Origin of the sequence: Mycobacterium novum (assembly GCF_010726505.1) — a bacterium.
Lineage (GTDB): Bacteria > Actinomycetota > Actinomycetes > Mycobacteriales > Mycobacteriaceae > Mycobacterium > Mycobacterium algericum.
The window spans coordinates 3522456-3539540 of the sequence record NZ_AP022562.1 but is presented as its reverse complement, the minus strand read 5'-3'; the positions used below and the strand labels follow the sequence as shown (position 1 = coordinate 3539540).

The 17085-nt window shown below is 69.8% G+C and carries 18 protein-coding genes and 1 pseudogene; 5 read left to right on the top strand and 14 right to left on the bottom strand.

The genetic code is table 11. The annotated features are described in order from the left end of the window. The first annotated feature begins 78 nt into the window (after window positions 1–78). The gene (locus G6N19_RS16510) at window positions 79–1200 is read left to right on the top strand and encodes a PQQ-dependent sugar dehydrogenase (protein ID WP_081465543.1); all 1122 of its coding nucleotides are present in this window, start codon (window positions 79–81) and stop codon (window positions 1198–1200) included. Between the two features lie 251 nt (window positions 1201–1451). On the opposite strand, the gene gatB is transcribed toward G6N19_RS16510, so the two are convergent. Beyond that, window positions 1452–2954 carry an Asp-tRNA(Asn)/Glu-tRNA(Gln) amidotransferase subunit GatB gene (gatB, locus tag G6N19_RS16505; protein ID WP_013829657.1) on the bottom strand — a complete coding sequence of 501 codons (1503 nt, stop codon included), beginning with the start codon at window positions 2952–2954 and terminating at the stop codon, window positions 1452–1454. 24 nt (window positions 2955–2978) lie between these two features. Next, window positions 2979–3647, bottom strand: coding sequence for a thiaminase II (gene tenA, locus G6N19_RS16500; protein WP_013829658.1), 669 nt, complete (start codon window positions 3645–3647; stop codon window positions 2979–2981). A gap of 32 nt (window positions 3648–3679) precedes the next feature. On the opposite strand from tenA, the gene G6N19_RS16495 reads away from it, so the two are divergent. Beyond that, window positions 3680–4066, top strand: coding sequence for a DUF2237 family protein (locus tag G6N19_RS16495; RefSeq protein WP_013829659.1), 387 nt, complete (start codon window positions 3680–3682; stop codon window positions 4064–4066). Window positions 4067–4070: 4 nt separating this feature from the next. Here G6N19_RS16495 and G6N19_RS16490 read toward each other — a convergent pair whose 3' ends face one another. The 5 genes from G6N19_RS16490 to gatC form a co-directional block, all read right to left on the bottom strand. Continuing rightward, window positions 4071–4424, bottom strand: a complete 354-nt coding sequence (locus G6N19_RS16490; protein ID WP_013829660.1) for a hypothetical protein — start codon at window positions 4422–4424, stop codon at window positions 4071–4073. A 105-nt stretch (window positions 4425–4529) separates the two neighbouring features. Continuing rightward, entirely contained in the window at window positions 4530–5561 is a 1032-nt protein-coding gene (locus G6N19_RS16485) for an ATP-dependent 6-phosphofructokinase (RefSeq protein ID WP_013829661.1), read from the bottom strand. A 48-nt stretch (window positions 5562–5609) separates the two neighbouring features. Further along, window positions 5610–5846, bottom strand: coding sequence for an amphi-Trp domain-containing protein (locus G6N19_RS16480; protein ID WP_049792899.1), 237 nt, complete (start codon window positions 5844–5846; stop codon window positions 5610–5612). 28 nt (window positions 5847–5874) lie between these two features. Continuing rightward, window positions 5875–7365, bottom strand: coding sequence for an Asp-tRNA(Asn)/Glu-tRNA(Gln) amidotransferase subunit GatA (gene gatA, locus G6N19_RS16475; RefSeq protein WP_193465319.1), 1491 nt, complete (start codon window positions 7363–7365; stop codon window positions 5875–5877). After that, window positions 7362–7661: an Asp-tRNA(Asn)/Glu-tRNA(Gln) amidotransferase subunit GatC gene (gene gatC, locus G6N19_RS16470; RefSeq protein WP_013829664.1), complete on the bottom strand. Its 300-nt coding sequence runs from the start codon at window positions 7659–7661 to the stop codon at window positions 7362–7364. The genes gatA and gatC overlap by 4 nt, the downstream gene beginning before the upstream one ends. A 57-nt stretch (window positions 7662–7718) precedes the next feature. Here gatC and G6N19_RS16465 point away from each other — a divergent pair, with 57 nt between their 5' ends. Continuing rightward, complete coding sequence (locus G6N19_RS16465; protein ID WP_085975721.1) at window positions 7719–8384, top strand: ACT domain-containing protein; 666 nt, start codon at window positions 7719–7721, stop codon at window positions 8382–8384. A 49-nt stretch (window positions 8385–8433) separates the two neighbouring features. Here the strand turns inward: G6N19_RS16465 and ligA are convergent, their stop codons facing one another. After that, complete coding sequence (gene ligA, locus G6N19_RS16460) at window positions 8434–10515, bottom strand: NAD-dependent DNA ligase LigA (protein WP_193465318.1); 2082 nt, start codon at window positions 10513–10515, stop codon at window positions 8434–8436. A 33-nt stretch (window positions 10516–10548) separates the two neighbouring features. On the opposite strand from ligA, the gene G6N19_RS16455 reads away from it, so the two are divergent. Further along, entirely contained in the window at window positions 10549–10944 is a 396-nt protein-coding gene (locus G6N19_RS16455; RefSeq protein WP_013829667.1) for an MmcQ/YjbR family DNA-binding protein, read from the top strand. 30 nt (window positions 10945–10974) lie between these two features. Here the strand turns inward: G6N19_RS16455 and G6N19_RS16450 are convergent, their stop codons facing one another. Next, on the bottom strand, window positions 10975–11979 hold the full coding sequence (locus G6N19_RS16450; RefSeq protein WP_193465317.1) for a uroporphyrinogen decarboxylase/cobalamine-independent methonine synthase family protein: 1005 nt from the start codon (window positions 11977–11979) through the stop codon (window positions 10975–10977). A 31-nt stretch (window positions 11980–12010) separates the two neighbouring features. On the opposite strand from G6N19_RS16450, the gene G6N19_RS16445 reads away from it, so the two are divergent. Then, window positions 12011–12640 (top strand): sensor domain-containing protein, encoded by a 630-nt coding sequence (locus tag G6N19_RS16445; protein ID WP_049792900.1) that lies wholly within the window; start codon window positions 12011–12013, stop codon window positions 12638–12640. An 8-nt stretch (window positions 12641–12648) separates the two neighbouring features. Here G6N19_RS16445 and G6N19_RS16440 read toward each other — a convergent pair. The 5 genes and pseudogenes from G6N19_RS16440 to G6N19_RS16420 all read right to left on the bottom strand — a co-directional run. Continuing rightward, window positions 12649–12921: pseudogene (locus tag G6N19_RS16440) on the bottom strand (type II toxin-antitoxin system RelE family toxin); the annotation flags it as partial. A gap of 114 nt (window positions 12922–13035) precedes the next feature. Then, entirely contained in the window at window positions 13036–14112 is a 1077-nt protein-coding gene (gene mnmA / locus G6N19_RS16435) for a tRNA 2-thiouridine(34) synthase MnmA (RefSeq protein WP_013829670.1), read from the bottom strand. After that, window positions 14109–15308, bottom strand: coding sequence for a cysteine desulfurase family protein (locus tag G6N19_RS16430; RefSeq protein WP_193465315.1), 1200 nt, complete (start codon window positions 15306–15308; stop codon window positions 14109–14111). Before G6N19_RS16430 ends, mnmA begins: the two co-directional genes overlap by 4 nt. Window positions 15309–15367: 59 nt before the next feature. After that, window positions 15368–16186 carry a lysophospholipid acyltransferase family protein gene (locus G6N19_RS16425; protein ID WP_193465314.1) on the bottom strand — a complete coding sequence of 273 codons (819 nt, stop codon included), beginning with the start codon at window positions 16184–16186 and terminating at the stop codon, window positions 15368–15370. Then, window positions 16183–17016 (bottom strand): GNAT family N-acetyltransferase, encoded by an 834-nt coding sequence (locus G6N19_RS16420; RefSeq protein WP_193465313.1) that lies wholly within the window; start codon window positions 17014–17016, stop codon window positions 16183–16185. Before G6N19_RS16420 ends, G6N19_RS16425 begins: the two co-directional genes overlap by 4 nt. Between the last annotated feature and the right edge of the window lie 69 nt (window positions 17017–17085).

The following is a 17085-nucleotide window of genomic DNA, read 5'->3' as shown; positions in this document are numbered from 1 at the left end:
CCCGGTGCAGCCGGGGCGAGGCGCCGCTGCGGCGGGCATCGTGGCGAAACGGGACCCGGTGTCCGTACCCTGTCGGGCATGCGGATACGCAGGACGGTTCTCCGGGTGTCTGTCGTGCTGGGCGTGGCATTGCTGGTGCTGACCGGTTGCGCGCACTTCGATGACGCTCAATCGCAGCCGTTCACCACGGTGCCGCGCCGCGGCATGGCACCCACCACGACGCCTCCGCCGCCCCCGCCGCTGCCCGCCAACCCGTTTCCCAAGCAGTGCCCGGCCCCCGGGGTGATGCAGGGCTGCCTGGAGAGCACCAGCGGCCTGATCATGCACGCCGACAGCAAGTCGGCGCTGGTCGCCGAGCGGACGACCGGCGCGGTCAAGGAGGTCTCGCTGACCGCCGAGCCCAAGGTGAAGACCGTCATCGGCGTCGACCCGGCCGGTGACGGCGGACTGATGGACATCGTGCTGTCGCCGACCTACCGGCAGGACCGGCTGATGTACGCCTACATCAGTACCCCCACCGACAACCGGGTGATCCGGATCGCCGACGGTGACGTGCCGAAGGACCTCCTCACCGGAATCCCCAAAGGCGCGACCGGCAACACCGGCGCGCTGATCTTCACCAGCCCCACCACGCTGGTGGTGCTGACCGGGGATGCGGGGAACCCGGCGGCGGCCGCCGACCCGGGCTCGACGGCGGGCAAGGTGCTGCGCATCGAGCAGCCGACCACGATCGGGCAGGCCGCCCCCACCACCGCGCTGAGCGGGCTGGGCGCCGGCGGCGGGCTGTGCATCGACCATGTCGACGGCTCGCTCTACGTCACCGACCGCAGCCCCAGCGGCGACCGCCTGCAGCGCATCACCAAGGACTCCCATGTCTCGACGGTGTGGACGTGGCCGGACAAACCCGGCGTCGCCGGCTGCGCCGCGATGGACGGGATCGTGCTGGTCAACCTCATCAACACCAAGCAGACCGTCGCAGTACGCCTGGCCTCCGGTACCGGTTCGGTCACCAGCGAACCCGAGGTCATGCGCCAAGACACCCACGGCCACGTCTGGGCCGTCGAGATGTCGCCCGACGGCAACGTCTGGGGCGCAACGGTGAACAAGACCGCCGGCGACGCGGAGAAACTCGACGATGTGGTGTTCCCGCTGTTCCCGTCGGGCGGCGGCTTCCCGCGCGCCAACGACGACAAAGACTGAGCAACGATTCGTTGACCTGAACGGCCATCAGTGTCGTCGACGCCGCCGGACCGGTTCTCACAAAAGCTTTACCGACCCCGCCCGACCGCCTTAAATATCCGGCTTACCTTGGGAGTCATCTAGGGAAAAGGATGACGACACAATGTTGATCGACGTTCGGTGGCTGCAGTTCATCTTCGAGCACTGGAACCACCCGCCGGCCCGCCGGCCGCAGCAGATCAACGGCGGCGCCTCCGGCTGAGACCTGGCGTTTACCCGCAGGCCGCCAGCACCAGTTCCCGGACCCGGGCGGCGTCGGCCTGACCCTTGGTGGCTTTCATCACCGCGCCCACGATCGCACCGGCCGCCTGCACCTTCCCGCCCCGAATCTTGTCGGCCACATCGGGATTGGCAGCCAGCGCCTCGTCGATCGCCGCTTGGATCACCGAATCGTCGCGCACCACGACCAGGCCACGGTCGGTCATCACCTGCTCGGGTTCGCCCTCACCGGCCAGCACCCCGTCGACCACCTGGCGGGCCAGCTTGTTGGACAGCTTGCCCGAATCCACCAGCGCCACCACCTCGGCGACCTGCTTCGGGCTGATCGCCAGCGCGTCGAGTTCGACGCCGGCCTCGTTGGCCTTCTGCACCAGGAAGTTTCCCCACCAGGCCCGAGCCGCCTCGCTGGATGCCCCGGCTGCCACGGTGGCGGCAACCAGTTCGACCGCGCCGGCGTTGACCAGATCGCGCATCACCTCATCGGAGATGCCCCATTCGTCTTGAATCTTCTTGCGAGCCAGCCACGGCAGCTCGGGAATGGTGCTGCGCAGCCGTTCAACCCAGTCGGCGCTCGGCGCCACCGGTTCCAGGTCGGGCTCGGGGAAATAGCGGTAGTCCTCGGCGGTCTCCTTGGTCCGTCCGGGGCTGGTGTAGCCGGCCTCATGGAAGTGCCGGGTCTCCTGGATGACGGTGCCGCCACCGGTGAGCACCGCACCCTGTCGGCGCATCTCGTAGCTGACGGCCACCTCGACGCTCTTCAGTGAGTTGACGTTCTTGGTCTCGGTGCGCGTTCCGAATTCGGTTGCGCCGCGCGGCATCAACGAGACGTTGGCGTCGCAGCGCATCGACCCCTGATCCATCCGCACATCGGAGACATCCAGCGAGCGCAGCAGATCCCGCAGCGCGGTCACGTATGCCCGGGCGATCTGCGGGGCACGCTCGCCGGCTCCGGTGATCGGCTTGGTGACGATCTCGATCAGTGGGACACCGGCCCGGTTGTAGTCGACCAGGGATTCGCTGGCACCCTCGATGCGGCCGGTGTCACTGCCCACGTGGGTGAGCTTGCCGGTGTCCTCCTCCATGTGGGCGCGCTCGATGTCCACCCGCCAGGTCGTGCCGTCGTCGAGCGGCACATCCAGGTAGCCGTTGAACGCGATCGGCTCGTCGTACTGTGAGATCTGGTAGTTCTTCGGCTGGTCGGGATAGAAGTAGTTCTTGCGGGCGAAGCGGCACCAGGAGGCGATCTCGCAGCCCAGTGCCAGCCCGATCCGGATGGCCGACTCCACACCGGCGGCGTTGAGCACCGGCAGCGATCCGGGCAGCCCGAGGCAGACCGGACACACCTGGGTGTTGGGTTCGGCGCCGAACGCCGTCGAGCAGCCGCAGAACATCTTGGTGGCCGTGGACAACTCGACGTGCACCTCCAGGCCCAGCACCGGGTCGAAGCGGGCGATGACGTCGTCGTAGTCGAGCAGGTCGGCGACAGCAGCGGTCATGGGAGGAAAGTCTAGGTGACCGGGTCACACCGGCCAGTCCTCCGTCCGGTAGGCGGCGTCGAAGAACATCCACTCGTAGCGCGCGCTGGTGTGGAAATGCCGCCGCATCAGTTCCCCGGTGGCCGGCGACGCCTGCGCGCCGATACCGTCGGTGACGGCGAGCACCGCGTCGACCACGGCCTGGAAATCCTCGCCGGCATAGGTGTCGATCCAGCGCTGGAACAGTGGCACCGGTGATCCGTGGCGCTGCAGATGTTCGCCGACCCGGGCGTAGATCCAGTAGCAGGGCAGCACTGCGGCGACGGCTTCGGCGTAGGAACCCGATGCGGTGACGGCAACGAGGTGGCTCGCGTAGGCCTGCGTCGTCGGGGTGATCGGCAGTGCGGCGGCCTGGGCGGTGTCCATCCCCAGTTCGGCGAGCAGCCCGGTGTGCAGCTCACGCTCGGCGCCGAGCGCGACACCGGCATGTTCGGCGAACATCGTCAGCTCCGCTTCGACCGGTGCCTTGGCCGCGCAACCGGCGAGTGCCCGGGCGTAGGCCCGCAGGTAGTGGGCATCCTGGGCGATGTAGTAACGGAATCGGTCGTGGCCCAGCGACCCGTCGGTCAGCCCGGTGATGAAGGGGTGTTCGCAGATTCGCCGGTAGATCCCGGCGATATCGGCCCAGAGCACGTCGCGCATACGGTCTGCCATGCCTCAGGCTAACCGGGCGGTACCGTTTGGCCATGGCTGAGCGCAACGTACTGGGCGGCCCGCTGGAGCCGTGCGGCAGCGACCCCGTGACCGGCTTCTACCGCGACGGCTGCTGCTCGTCGGGGCCGGAGGACATCGGACTGCACACCATCTGCGCGGTGGTCACAGCAGAGTTCCTCGAGCACCAGCGCTCGATCGGCAACGACCTGTCCACGCCGATGCCCGCCTACCGATTCCCTGGACTGACCCCCGGTGACCGCTGGTGTGTCACCGCGCTGAACTGGCTGCGGGCACACCGAGACAGCTGTGCGGCCCCGGTGGTGCTGGCCGCCACCCATGAACGCACCCTCGACGTGGTTCCGCTGGATGTGTTGCGCGGCTACGCCGTTGACGTGCCAGATGACCTGGGCGAGCTGTGAACCGTTAGTTGCCGAGCACGGCGCCGATACCGCCGTTCTGCTGCTGCTGCTGGCGGCGATGGACATACCGGACGAATTCGTCGACCAGGCCGCCGTATTCGGGACAGTCCGCGGTCACCGAGCCGGCCAGCAGCCGTCCGGTCTGGTTCTCGGCCAACCCGCTGGTCGCCAGGATGTGGTTGACCGCTCCTTTGACCCCGGCCAGGTTGGGCTGGTCATCCATGAACGCACAGACCTCCCCACCGTGATCGGCGACGTAATCGCTTACCGCGTCGCCGATACCGTGAGCCGGGGCGGCGAGGACAAGCCCGATCGGCAGCGCCCCCAGCGCGGTGGCCGTCCGCGACAGCTTTCCCATACCGGCCCCCCAACCTTCGTCCACCCGGCAAGCGAACAGTAGTCCGCCGAACACCCGGCGACCACTAGGCGACTATTGCCCCAATATGTCGTGTACAAACACCGGCTATCCGAAGAACGCCGCCGCGTCGTCGTAGCGGCTCTGCGGCACCACCTTGAGCTGGCGCACCGCGTCGGCCAGCGCCACCCGCCCGATCTCCTGGCCGCGAAGCGACACCATCATCCCGTACTCGCCGGCGTGGGCGGCGTCGGCGGCGTTGACGCCGAACCGGGTTGCCAGCACCCGGTCGTAAGCGGTCGGGGTGCCGCCCCGCTGCACGTGGCCCAGCACGGTGGTGCGCACTTCCTTTTTGACGCGCCGCTCGATCTCGACGGCCAGCTGGGCGGCAACCCCGGTGAACCGCTCGTGGCCGAACTCGTCGATCCCGCCGGAGCGCAGCTCCATCGACCCGGCCGCGGGTTTGGCCCCTTCGGCGACGACGCAGATGAAGTGCGACGAGCCGTGCTGGAAGCGCTGCTTGACCAGCCGGCACACCTCTTCGACATCGAACGGCTGCTCGGGGATCAGCGTCATGTGCGCGCCGCTGGCCAGGCCGGCGTTCAAGGCGATCCAGCCGGCGTGGCGTCCCATCACCTCGACCAGCATGACCCGCTGGTGGGATTCGGCGGTCGAATGCAACCGGTCGATGGCCTCGGTGGCGACCTCCAGCGCGGTGTCGTGCCCGAAAGTGACGTCGGTGCAGTCGATGTCGTTGTCGATGGTCTTGGGTACCCCGACCACCGGGACGTTCTCCTGCGACAGCCAGTGCGCCGCGGTCAGGGTGCCCTCCCCACCGATCGGGATGAGCACGTCGATGCCGTTGTCGTCGAGGGTCGCCTTGACCTGGTCCAGGCCGGCACGCAACTTGTCCGGGTTTACCCGGGCGGTGCCAAGCATGGTGCCGCCCTTGGCCAGCAGCCGATCGTTGCGGTCGTCGTTGGCCAGCTGGATGCGCCGGTTCTCCAGCAGGCCGCGCCAGCCGTCCTGAAAGCCGACCACCGACGAGCCGTAGCGCGAATCGCAGGTGCGTACCACCGCCCTGATCACCGCGTTCAGCCCGGGACAGTCACCGCCACCGGTGAGGACTCCGATCCGCATGCCCCCATCTTGCCCGGTGGGCGGCCACCGGTTTTCCCATTGCCCGGATCAGACCTTGGGAACAGACCACTCCAACTCGAATTCGACCTGGTATTTGATGTTCGTGCCCTTGTCCTCGCGCTCGATCTCGATCTCGCGCTCCAGTGCCTCGGGCACCTCGAGGCTGCGGTCGGCCCCGTAGGAGATCTTCCCGGCTTCCAGTTCATCGGCCAGGCGCCGCAGGTCCGCCGCGGCCTCCGCCCGGGTCATCATCCGTTCTTCCTCGTGAATCGTTTCTTCAGCCATATTCCCAGGATACGGAAGAAAGTCGCCCTCAGATCGGCGTCGGCAGTACGCCGCGAGCGGCCTCGTAGGCCGCGCCCACCCGGTAGAGCCGGTCATCGGCCAGCGCCGGCGCCATGATCTGCAGACCCACTGGCATCCCGTCGTCGCCGGACAGCCCCGACGGCACCGACATACCGCAGTGCCCGGCCAGGTTCAGCGGCAGGGTGCACAGGTCGAACAGGTACATCGCCAACGGGTCGTCGACCTTCTCGCCGAGCCGGAACGCCGTGCTGGGGGTGGTGGGCGAGATCAGCACGTCGACGGACTCATAGGCCGTGTCAAGGTCGCGGGCGATCAGGGTGCGCACCTTCTGCGCCTGGTTGTAGTAGGCGTCGTAGTAGCCCGCCGACAGCGCGTAGGTGCCGAGCATGATGCGGCGCTTGACCTCGGGACCGAAGCCGGCGGCGCGGGTCAGCGCCATCACCTCCTCGGCGCTGTGGGTGCCGTCGTCGCCGACCCGCAGCCCGAAGCGCATCGCATCGAAGCGCGCCAGGTTGGACGACACCTCCGAGGGCAGGATCAGGTAGTAGGCGGACAGTGCGTAATCGAAGTGCGGACAGTCCACCTCGGAGATCTGGGCTCCCAGCGCGGTCAACTGTTCGACGGCGGTGTTGAACGACGCCAGCACGCCGGGCTGGTAGCCCTCCCCGCTGTGCAGCTGGCGCACCACCCCGATCCGCACGCCCGACAGATCCCCGGCGGCGCCGGCGTTCGCGGCGGCGACGACATCGGGCACTGCTGCGTCCAGCGAGGTGGAATCGCGCGGGTCGTGTCCGGCGATCACGGCATGCAGCAGCGCGGTGTCGGCCACGGTGCGCGCGCACGGCCCGCCCTGGTCGAGCGACGACGCGCACGCCACCAGCCCGTAGCGGCTCACGGTGCCGTAGGTGGGTTTGACACCGACGGTGGCGGTCAGCGCGGCCGGCTGGCGGATCGAGCCGCCGGTGTCGGTGCCGATGGCCAGCGGTGCCTGAAATGCCGCCAGTGCCGCGGCGCTGCCGCCGCCGGACCCGCCGGGCACCCGCTCGACGTCCCACGGGTTGCGGGTGGGGCCGTAGGCGGAGTTCTCCGTGGAGGAGCCCATCGCGAACTCGTCCATGTTGGTCTTGCCCAGGATCGGGATACCGGCCGCGCGCAGCCGAGCGGTGACGGTCGCGTCGTAGGGCGGCCGCCAGCCTTCCAGGATCTTCGATCCGCACGTGGTGGGCGCGTCCACGGTGGTGAACACGTCCTTGAGGGCCAGCGGCACCCCCGCCAGCGGCGACGGTGCCTCGCCGGCGGCGATGGCCTTGTCGGCGGCTGCGGCGGCGGCCAGCGCTTCCTCGGCGCCGACGTGCAGGAAGGCACCGTAACGCTCGTCGGTGGCCGCGATCTGGTCCAGATGGGCCTGGGTCACCTCTACCGAGGACACCTCACCGGCGGCGATCCGCGCCGCCAGGGTGGCCGCGTCTGACCTTATGAGGCGGAACGCTTCACTCACTGGCTCTCCCCGAGGATCTGCGGGACCGCGAAGCGGCCGTCTTCCGCACGCGGGGCGGCCGCGAGCGCCTGTTGCTGGGTCAGGCTGGTCACCATCTCGTCGGGCCGGGTCACGTTGACAGCCTTGAGCGGGTTGTCGGTGGCCTCGACGCCGGTGACGTCTACGGCCGCAATCGTGCTGACATGGGTCAGGATCGCGTCGAGCTGGCCGGCAAAACCGTCCAACTCGGCGTCGGTCAGCGCCAGCCGGGCCAACCGGGCCAGATGGGCGACGTCGTCACGGGAGATCTGGGGCACGACTGGCAAGACTAGTCGGCGTCAGTTTCGGTGCGGCCACTGTGGGACAGTTTTGCGGTGTCTTCCTATCTGCTGCGCGTCGAACTCGACGACCGCCCCGGCAGCCTCGGCTCGCTGGCCGTCGCGCTGGGCTCGGTGGGAGCCGACATCTTGTCGCTGGACGTCATCGAGCGGGGTTCCGGATCGGCGATCGATGACTTGGTGGTCGAGCTGCCACCCGGAGCCATGCCCGACGTGCTGATCACTGCCGCGGAGCGGCTGGAGGGCATCCGGGTGCACAGCGTTCGCCCGCACACCGGGCTGCTGGAGGCGCACCGCGAGCTCGAACTCATCGACCGCGTCGCGGTGGCCGGTGACCGTCAGGCCAAGCTGCAGAAGCTGGCCGACGCAGCACCTCGGGTGCTGCGGGTCAGCTGGTGCGCGGTGTTGCGCGGCGACGGGTCCGCCGCGGGGTTCCGCCGGCTCGCGGGCAGTCCCGGCACTCCCGAGACCGAAGTCGGCGCGGTGCCGTGGTTGCCGCTCGAGCGCGCCGCCGTCTTGGACAACACCGCCGACTGGGTGCCCGCGGTGTGGCGGGAGATGGACACCGCGCTACTGGCCGCCCCGCTGGGGGACCCGCAGACCGCGATCGTGCTGGGCCGCACCGGCGGCCCGCCGTTCCTGCCGGCCGAGGTGGCGCGGTTGGGTTATCTCGCCGGGATCGTGGCCACGCTGCTGCGCTGATGGCGCCGGCCCACTTCGCCCGGCTCCGCCGCGCTCGCGACCGCCGCCGCTAATCCGTCGGCTCGTCGTCCGCCGGTCCTTCGGCCAGCAGCTTGACGAATCCCGCCTCGTCGAGGATCGGCACGCCGAGTTCGACGGCCTTGTCGTACTTCGACCCCGGCGCGTCACCGGCGACGACGTAGGCCGTCTTCTTCGACACCGATCCGGCCGCCCGGCCGCCGCGCGCGATGATCGCCTCTTTGGCCTCATCGCGGGAGAAGCCGGCCAGCGAACCGGTCACGACGATGCTCAGGCCCTCCAGCGTGCGCTGGATGCTCGCGTCGCGTTCATCGGCCATCCGCACCCCGGCAGCCCGCCACTTGTCGACGATCGCGCGGTGCCAGTCGACGTCGAACCATTCGGTGACCGCGGTGGCAATGGTGGGCCCGACACCTTCGACAGCCGCCAGCTGCTCGGTGGAAGCCGTGGTGATCGCGTCCAGGCTGCCGAATTCGGTCGCCAGGGCCCGGGCCGCGGTGGGGCCCACGTGGCGGATCGACAACGCCACCAGCACCCGCCACAGCGGCTGGGACTTGGCCTTGTCGAGGTTGGTCAACAGTTGGCGGCCGTTCTTGGACAGCACGCCCTTCTGGGTGGTGAACAGCTCGGTGCGCAGCAGGTCGTCTTCGGTGAGGGTGAACAGGTCGCCTTCGTCGGTGATGACGCCGGCGCCCAGCAGCGCGGTGGCCGCCTCGTAGCCCAGCGCCTCGATATCGAAGGCGCCGCGGCCGGCGACGTGGAAGACCCGCTCGCGCAGCTGTGCCGGGCAGGATCGGGCGTTGGGGCACCGGATGTCGACGTCGGCCTCTTTGGCCGGCGCCAGCAGGGTTCCGCACTCCGGGCACTGGGTCGGCATGACGAACTCACGCTCGCTGCCATCGCGCAGATCGACGACCGGCCCGAGCACCTCGGGGATCACGTCACCGGCCTTGCGGATGATCACCGTGTCGCCGATCAGCACCCCTTTGCGTTTGACCTCCGAGGCGTTGTGCAAGGTGGCCAACCCCACCGTGGAGCCGGCGACTTTGACCGGGGTCATGTAGGCGAACGGGGTGACGCGGCCGGTGCGGCCGACGCTGACCCGGATGTCGACCAGCGTGGTCTGCGCCTCCTCGGGCGGGTATTTGTAGGCCACCGCCCAGCGCGGCACCCGGGAGGTGGCGCCGAGCCGGCGCTGCAGCGCCCGGTCGTCGACTTTGACGACCACCCCGTCGATTTCGTGTTCGACGTCGTGGCGGTGCTCGCCCCAGTAGGTGATGCGTTCGGCCACCGCGGCCATGCCTTCGACCCGCGCGGTGTGCGCCGAGACCGGCAGCCCCCAGGCCTTCATCGCGGTGTAGGCCTCGTGCAGCGTGTCGGGGTTGAATCCCTCGCTGTAGCCGAGGCCGTGGCAGACCATCCGCAGGTTGCGCCGTGCGGTGACGGCCGGGTTCTTCTGCCGCAGCGAGCCAGCCGCGCTGTTGCGGGGGTTGGCGAACGGTGGCTTCCCCTCGGCGACCAGTCCGGCGTTGAGGGCTTCGAAGTCCTCCAGCCGGAAGTACACCTCACCGCGCACCTCCAGCACCGCCGGGATCGGGAATTCGCCGTCGGGGGTGAGGAACTCGGGAATGTCGGCGATGGTGCGCGCGTTCAGCGTCACATCTTCACCGACCCGGCCGTCGCCGCGGGTGGCCCCGCTGACCAACCGGCCGCCGCGATACACCAGACCCAGCGCCACTCCGTCCACCTTGAGCTCGCACAGATAGGTGGTGTCACCGCCGATCTCACCGGCGACCCGGCCCGCCCAGGCCGTCAGCTCATCGGGTGAGAACACGTCTTCCAGCGACAGCATCCGCTCCAGGTGCTCAGCGGGTGTGAAATCGGTGGTGAACCCCGCACCGCCCACCAGCTGGGTGGGCGAGTCGGCGGTGCGCAGTTCCGGGTACCGGTCTTCCAGCGCGAGCAGCCGGTTGAACAGGTCGTCGAACTCACCGTCGGTGATGATCGGCGCGTCCTTGATGTAGTAGCGGAACTGGTGTTCGCGCACCTCTTCAGCCAGGTCATGCCACTGCCGCCGGATATCGGGGCTCACGCTGTCGGCCTCTGGACTCACCCTGGCAGGCTATCGGCTGACTACCCTGGCGGCATGCCGCACCCGATCATGTACCGCGACGACGACCCCGGCCTGACGGAGCTGCGCCGCATCGCGCTGGGCTTTCCCGAGGCGTTCGAGAAGATCTCCCACGGCCGCCCGGTGTTCTGCGCTCCGAAGATGTTCACGATCTACGGCGGCAACTCCAAGGCGACCGGCGCGATGGTGGCCTACCCGCACGCGTTGCTGGTCAAGGTCGACGAGTCCGAGCGTCGGGCGCTGGAGCAGGACAGCCGCTTCTTCTATCCGATGTACCTGGGACCGTTCGGTTGGCTTGGTCTGGATTTCACTGCGGCCCAGGTGGATTGGGATGAAGTCGGCGAGCTGGTCGATGCGTCCTTTCGGCTCACCGCCGCGCCGCGGCTGATTCGACTCCTGGACGGTGGCTGACCTCCGACACTCCCCGCCGTCGCAGGGACGTCATATCGCCTCGGGGTCACCCGCCAGTGCCTCGCCCACCTGCCGAACCAGCCCGATCGCGGTGCGCGCCCACTGCGCGCTGGCGCCCGCCAGCCCGCAGACCGGGCTGATGCCGACCCGTTCGGCCAGCACCGAGCGGGCGAATCCGATCCGGTCGGTGATCGCGGCAGCGGCGGCCGCAAGTTCTTCGACGGCGGGGCGTCGTGTCGGCTGCACTGCGGGAATCAGCCCGAACACCACGGTGCGACCGGATTCGATGAACGCGCCGATCCCGTCATAGTCGACCGGCGTCGTGGTGCAGTCCAGCGATACCGCGACAATCCTGCTGGACTGCAGCACATTCCACGGCAGCTCTGCAGCACAGCTGTGCACGATCACCTCGCCGCCCACCGTATCGGCGCAGCCGTCGAGCAGCGCGGTGGCCACCGCTTCATCGATCGCCGGTACCGGGCTCAGCGAGGTGACCCCGGCCAGACGTCCGGTCACCGCGGCGGTCAGCGCCGGCTCGTCGAGCTGCACGACCACCTGGGTGTCGAGCCGGCGGCACAGCTCAGCACGGTGCGCCCGCAGCCCCTCGCCCAGTGAGCCGGCCAGATCCCGCAGTGCCCCCGGGTCGGTGATGGCGCGGTGCCCGTTGCCCAACTCCAGCTGTGCGGCCAGCGTGAGTGGGCCGGGCGCCTGCACCTTGACCGGGTGCCCGCTGCCGCGCAGGCCGCCGATCTCCCAGGCCTCTTCGAGGGCGTCGGTGTCCTCGCCGAGCAGACTGATCGCGCGCCGGGTCACCGCGCCGGGGCGCGCGGCCAGCCGGTAGCCGCGCGGGGCGGTGTCGATGGCGATGTCGACCAGCAGCGCGCCGGAGCGGCCGATCAGGTCGGCGCCCACCCCGCGGGCCGGCAACTCCACCAGATGGGCCAGGCTTGCGCCCAGCTCGCCGACGACCACCTCGGCCGCCTGCCGCGCGGAGCTGCCCGGCCAGGAGCCGATAGCGGTGGCGAAGGCATTCACCCGGCAACCGTATCGGGATAGCCTTTCAGCGGTGAAAACATGGCGGCGGGCCCTGATCTGTGGCCCGGCCGCGGTCGTGCTGGGCTGCACCCGGCTGATCGACGGTTCGGCTCTGCCGCCGCTCGCGCCGCTGGTCCCCGACGGCGCCGTGCACGTCGGCAGGCTCATGCTCGACACCCCCCGGATGCGCGCCATCACCGGCACCGGCGAGGAGCTGACGATCATTCCCACCATGGACTCCACCGGCCCGGTGGACATCGACGGGCTCGCCGCAACCGTGCCACCACCGTGCCGCTTCATCTATGCCGAGACCACGGTGTTCGGCACCGAGCACACGCAGTTCCACAAGACCACCTACCAGTACCCGCCCCGGGGCGCCTTGATCTCCGAGGCTGCCGCGGCCTACCCGGACCCGGAGTCGGCCCGGCGGGCCTTCGACGCGGTGGTGGCGGCCGTCGCCGAATGCGCCGACAGCCCCGCCGGACCGGGTTTGGTCGGCGATCAGACGGCCGACGAGCAGTTCCTGCACACCCGTGCCGGCGATTGCGGTCGCGGCTACCAGCTGAAGTCGGTGGTGCTGTTGGAGGTCACCCACTGCGGCTTCTCGGAGTCGATCGCCGATCTGGTGCTGACGAATCTGGCCGCCGGGATACCCGGTTGAGGCTGAGGGCGATACGCGTGGGCGCGGTGTTTGATCCTGACAACGGGGACCACCCGCCGGTCTTCGTCGATGCGTAGCAAAACTCGGTAGTCGCCACGACGAGCGCTTCGGTATCTCGCCAGTTCTGCACGCAATGGCTTGCTGAGCCGAGCAGGGTTATCAGCCAGCGCACCGGTGATGAACTCCACAATTGCGGCGGCAGTCTTGTGCGGGAGCCGCCGCAGGTCATGCTGGGCGGGTCCGTCGACTTCGACGCGATATGGGCCGACGGATCTGGTCACCGCGGTGGCAGCCCGAACTGTTCCCGAAGTGCCTCGCCGCTGACGGTGGAACCTTCGGCCTCGCGTGGTACTTCTGGTTACCGGCGCTCCCACGTTCGGCGCTGCGGGCCGCCGCTACACCCCGGTGCCGGCGATCGTGGCGCTGGCGATCACCTCGTCGCCGGCGGGGTCCGGGCGGTAGCAGGCCAGGGTCTGGCCGCGGGCCACACCGCGCAGCGGTTCACGCAACCGCACCTGTAGTTCCTCGCCGACCAGTTCGGCGACCGCGCCGACGGTCTCGCCGTGGGCCCGTACCTGGACCTCGCACTCGACGGGCCCGTGCCACGCCCCACCCGAGGTGAACACCGGCGCCCGGCCGGTCAACTCCAGCACGTCCAGGTCGGCGACGGTTCCCACGGTGACGGTGGCGGTGGCGGCGTCGATGCCGGTCACGTAGCGGGGTCGGCCGTCCGGGCCGGGGCCGGCGATGCCCAGGCCCTTGCGCTGGCCGATGGTGAAGCCGTGCACGCCGTCGTGTTCGGCCAGCACCTCTCCACCGGCGTCGACGACGGCGCCGGGCCGGACGCCGATGTGGCTGCCCAGGAAGGTGCGGGTGTCGCCGGTCGGAATGAAGCAGATGTCGTGGCTGTCGGGTTTGCTCGCCACCGCCAGCCCGCGTTCGGCGGCTTCGGCGCGGATCGCCGGCTTGGGGGTGTCACCGACCGGGAACGCCGCATGGCTCAGCTGTTCGGCGGTCAGCACCGCCAGCACGTAGGACTGGTCCTTGTCGGCGTCGACCGCCCGCCGTAGCCGGCCGTCGGCCAGTCGGGCGTAGTGGCCGGTGGCCACCATGTCGAAGCCGAGCGCCAGGGCCCGGGCGGCCACCGCGGAGAACTTGATCTTCTCGTTGCAGCGCACGCACGGGTTCGGGGTCTCGCCGCGCGCGTAGGACTCGACGAAGTCGTCGATCACCTCTTCTTGGAACTGCTCGGAGAAGTCCCACACATAAAACGGGATGCCCAGCACGTCGGCGACCCGTCGCGCGTCGTCGGAGTCCTCCCGCGAGCAGCACCCCCGCGAACCGGTGCGCAGCGTGCCCGGATTGCGCGACAGCGCCAGATGCACGCCGACCACGTCGTGTCCGGCGTCGACCATGCGGGCCGCCGCGACCGACGAGTCCACCCCGCCGCTCATGGCCGCTACGACCTTCACCGGGCCACCTTCATCGCGCCGGCCCCGGCGGCGGCCAGCATGGCGTGGCGCGCCCGCTCCACCGCGCCGGGAAGCACCGCCAGCACCGCATCGACGTCGTCGTCGACGCTGGTGTGCCCCAACGACAGTCGCAACGAACCACGAGCGGCGACCGGGTCGGCGCCCATCGCGGTCAGCACATGCGAAGGCCGTGCCACCCCCGCGGTGCAGGCCGAACCGGTGGAGCATTCGATGCCGTTGGCGTCCAACAACATCAGCAAGGAATCGCCTTCGCAGTCGGCGAATGTGAAGTGCGCGTTGCCCGGCAGCCGGTCGGTGCGTGAGCCGTTGACGCAACTGTCCTCGATCGCGGCGAGCACGCCGTCGATGAGCCGGTCGCGCAGCGCCGCGACCCGGCCCGAGGTGGCCTGCAGTGACCCGACGGCGATCTGCAGCGCGGTGGCCATGCCGACCGCGCCCGCGACATCGAGGGTGCCGGAGCGAATATCGCGCTCCTGTCCCCCGCCGTGTGTCAGCGGAACACACGTCACGTCGCGGCGCACCAGCAGCGCGCCGACACCGCATGGTCCACCGAACTTGTGGGCGGTCAGGCTCAGCGCCGACAGTCCGCTGGCGGCGAAGTCGACCGGCAACTGCCCGACGGCCTGCACCGCATCGGAGTGCATCGGCACCTCGAACTCCGCGGCGACCGCGGCCAGTTCGGCGATCGGCAGCACGGTGCCGACTTCGTTGTTGGCCCACATCACCGATACCAGCGCCACATCGTCAGCGTGGCCGGCATCCAGTTCCTCACGCAGCGCCGCCGGCGACACCGAACCGTCGGGCTCGGTGGGCAGCCAGGTGATCTCGGCGCCTTCGTGGTCGGCGAGCCAGCTGACCGAATCGAGCACCGCGTGGTGCTCGATCTCGGTGGTGATGATCCGGCGCCGGCGCGGGTCGACGTCGCGGCGGGCCCAGTAGATGCCCTTGACCGCCAGGTTGTCGCCGTCGGTGCCACCGGCGGTGAATACCACCTCGGACGGTCGTGCGCCCAGCCGTGCGGCGATCGACTCCCGGGACTCCTCCATCCGGCGTCTGGCAGCGCGGCCGGCGGAATGCAGCGACGAGGCGTTGCCGACGGTGCCCATCACGGCCGTCATCGCCTCGATGGCCTCGGGGTGCATCGGGGTGGTGGCGGCGTGATCCAGATAGACCATGACCCGCCCAGGATACCGGGCAGCTCGGGCCGGCCCGGCGGTACGGCGAGCAGCCGGGTTCAACAGAAGATGCAGGCTGGTCGGCTCGGCAGCGCCCGGCACCCCACCGCGGCCTGACAACGCGCGGCCAGTTCGCGCCGATCGCTTCCCGGCAGCTGCAGCGACGCGACGTGCACCTGCGCGACGGTGCGCCGCGCGGTGATCAGGCGCCCCATCGAGGCCACCAGGGTGTCGTCGCCGACGAAGGCCGGCAACGTCGAGCGCGACCCATCGGGATGGCGATAGCCGACCCGCAGCGGCTGCACCGGCCGCGACGCGTCGACGGCGGCCTGGAACATCGCCGGGTAGAACCGGCCGTGGGCCCGGCCGCACCAGGTGGTGCCCTCCGGGAAGGCCACCACGGTGCGCCCGGCCCGCAGCCGGGCCGCGACCGCCTCGACCACCGACGGCAGCCCGAGCAGGCTGTCCCGATCGATCGGAATGACCCGCATCAGCCGGGCCAGCGCCCCGATCCCGGGCCAGCTGATCAGGTCGGCGCGCGCCACGAACGTTCCCGGCGACACCGCGCCGACGACGAACACGTCCAGCCAGGATGCATGCGTGCTGACCACCAGCATGCCGCGCAGATTGCGCACCGGCCCGCCCGTCGTCACCACCCGCACCCCAAAGCAGCGCAACACCAACCGGCAGCAGCCGCGCTGGAACCGCGCCCGGCCCGGCAGCGGCACCGCAAACAGCGGCAACAGCGGTACCAGCAGCACCAGCAGGGCCAGCCGCAGCGCCACCACCACCGGGGACACCCGCGCCGCACCGCCGCGTACACACGCCGGCGTACAAAATCCCCGGGGCGCCCAGGGGTGCACGACGGCCGGGGTCACGCTTGCGCGGTGCCGTCGGCCATCGAAGGCACTGACGACACCGCAGACACCGACCGCAGCCGGTGCAGATAGCGGGTATCGGCCTCGCTGCGGCACAGCAGCGCCGGGAAGTCCCCGACACCGAAGTCGGGGTCGTGGGCCGGTTCGCCGCAGATTCGCGCGCCCAGCCGAAGATAGCCGCGCAGCAACGGGGGCATGGCCGGGCGGGCCGGCGGCGCGATCTCATCCAGGCTCTTGCCGTCGATCACCACCGGCCGGTACGGCCTCACCCGGTGCGGTGAGACGTGGCGGCGCCGCACGAAGTCGCGGACACCGCGGATCTGGCTGCCGGGCGCCCCCTCGCCGTGGACGGGCACCGATACGCACCCGGTGACGTAGTCGTACTGGTAGCGGTCCAGGTAGGCCAGGATTCCGGCCCACATCAACAGCACGACGGCGCCGTTGCGATGCCCCGGTCGTACCACCGCCCGGCCCATCTCGACCAGCGACGGCCGCAGCGGGTCCAGCGCGGAGACATCGAATTCGCTTGCGCTGTAAAGTCCTCCGGCGGCGATGGCACCGGTCGGCGGCAGCATCCGATAGCAGCCGACCAGCGCACCGGAGTTGTCGTCGCGCACCAGCAGGTGATCGCAGTATTCGTCGAACCGGTCGGCATCGAGGCCGTCGGCGGCAGCGGGCAGGGTGAATCCCGGCTCGGTGCTGAACACCTCGTAGCGCAGCCGCTGCGCGGCTTCGATCAGGGCGGGGTCGGTGGAGACCAGCAGCGAGTATCGCGGGGTGTCGGTCGTGGTGGTGGGTTCGGGGGCGATGAGTACAGCACCAGTGCTCACGCTGAGCACAGTCGCGCAGCGATGCGACGCCCAGGCAATCACCGCATGACATGTCGATGCACGCTCGGT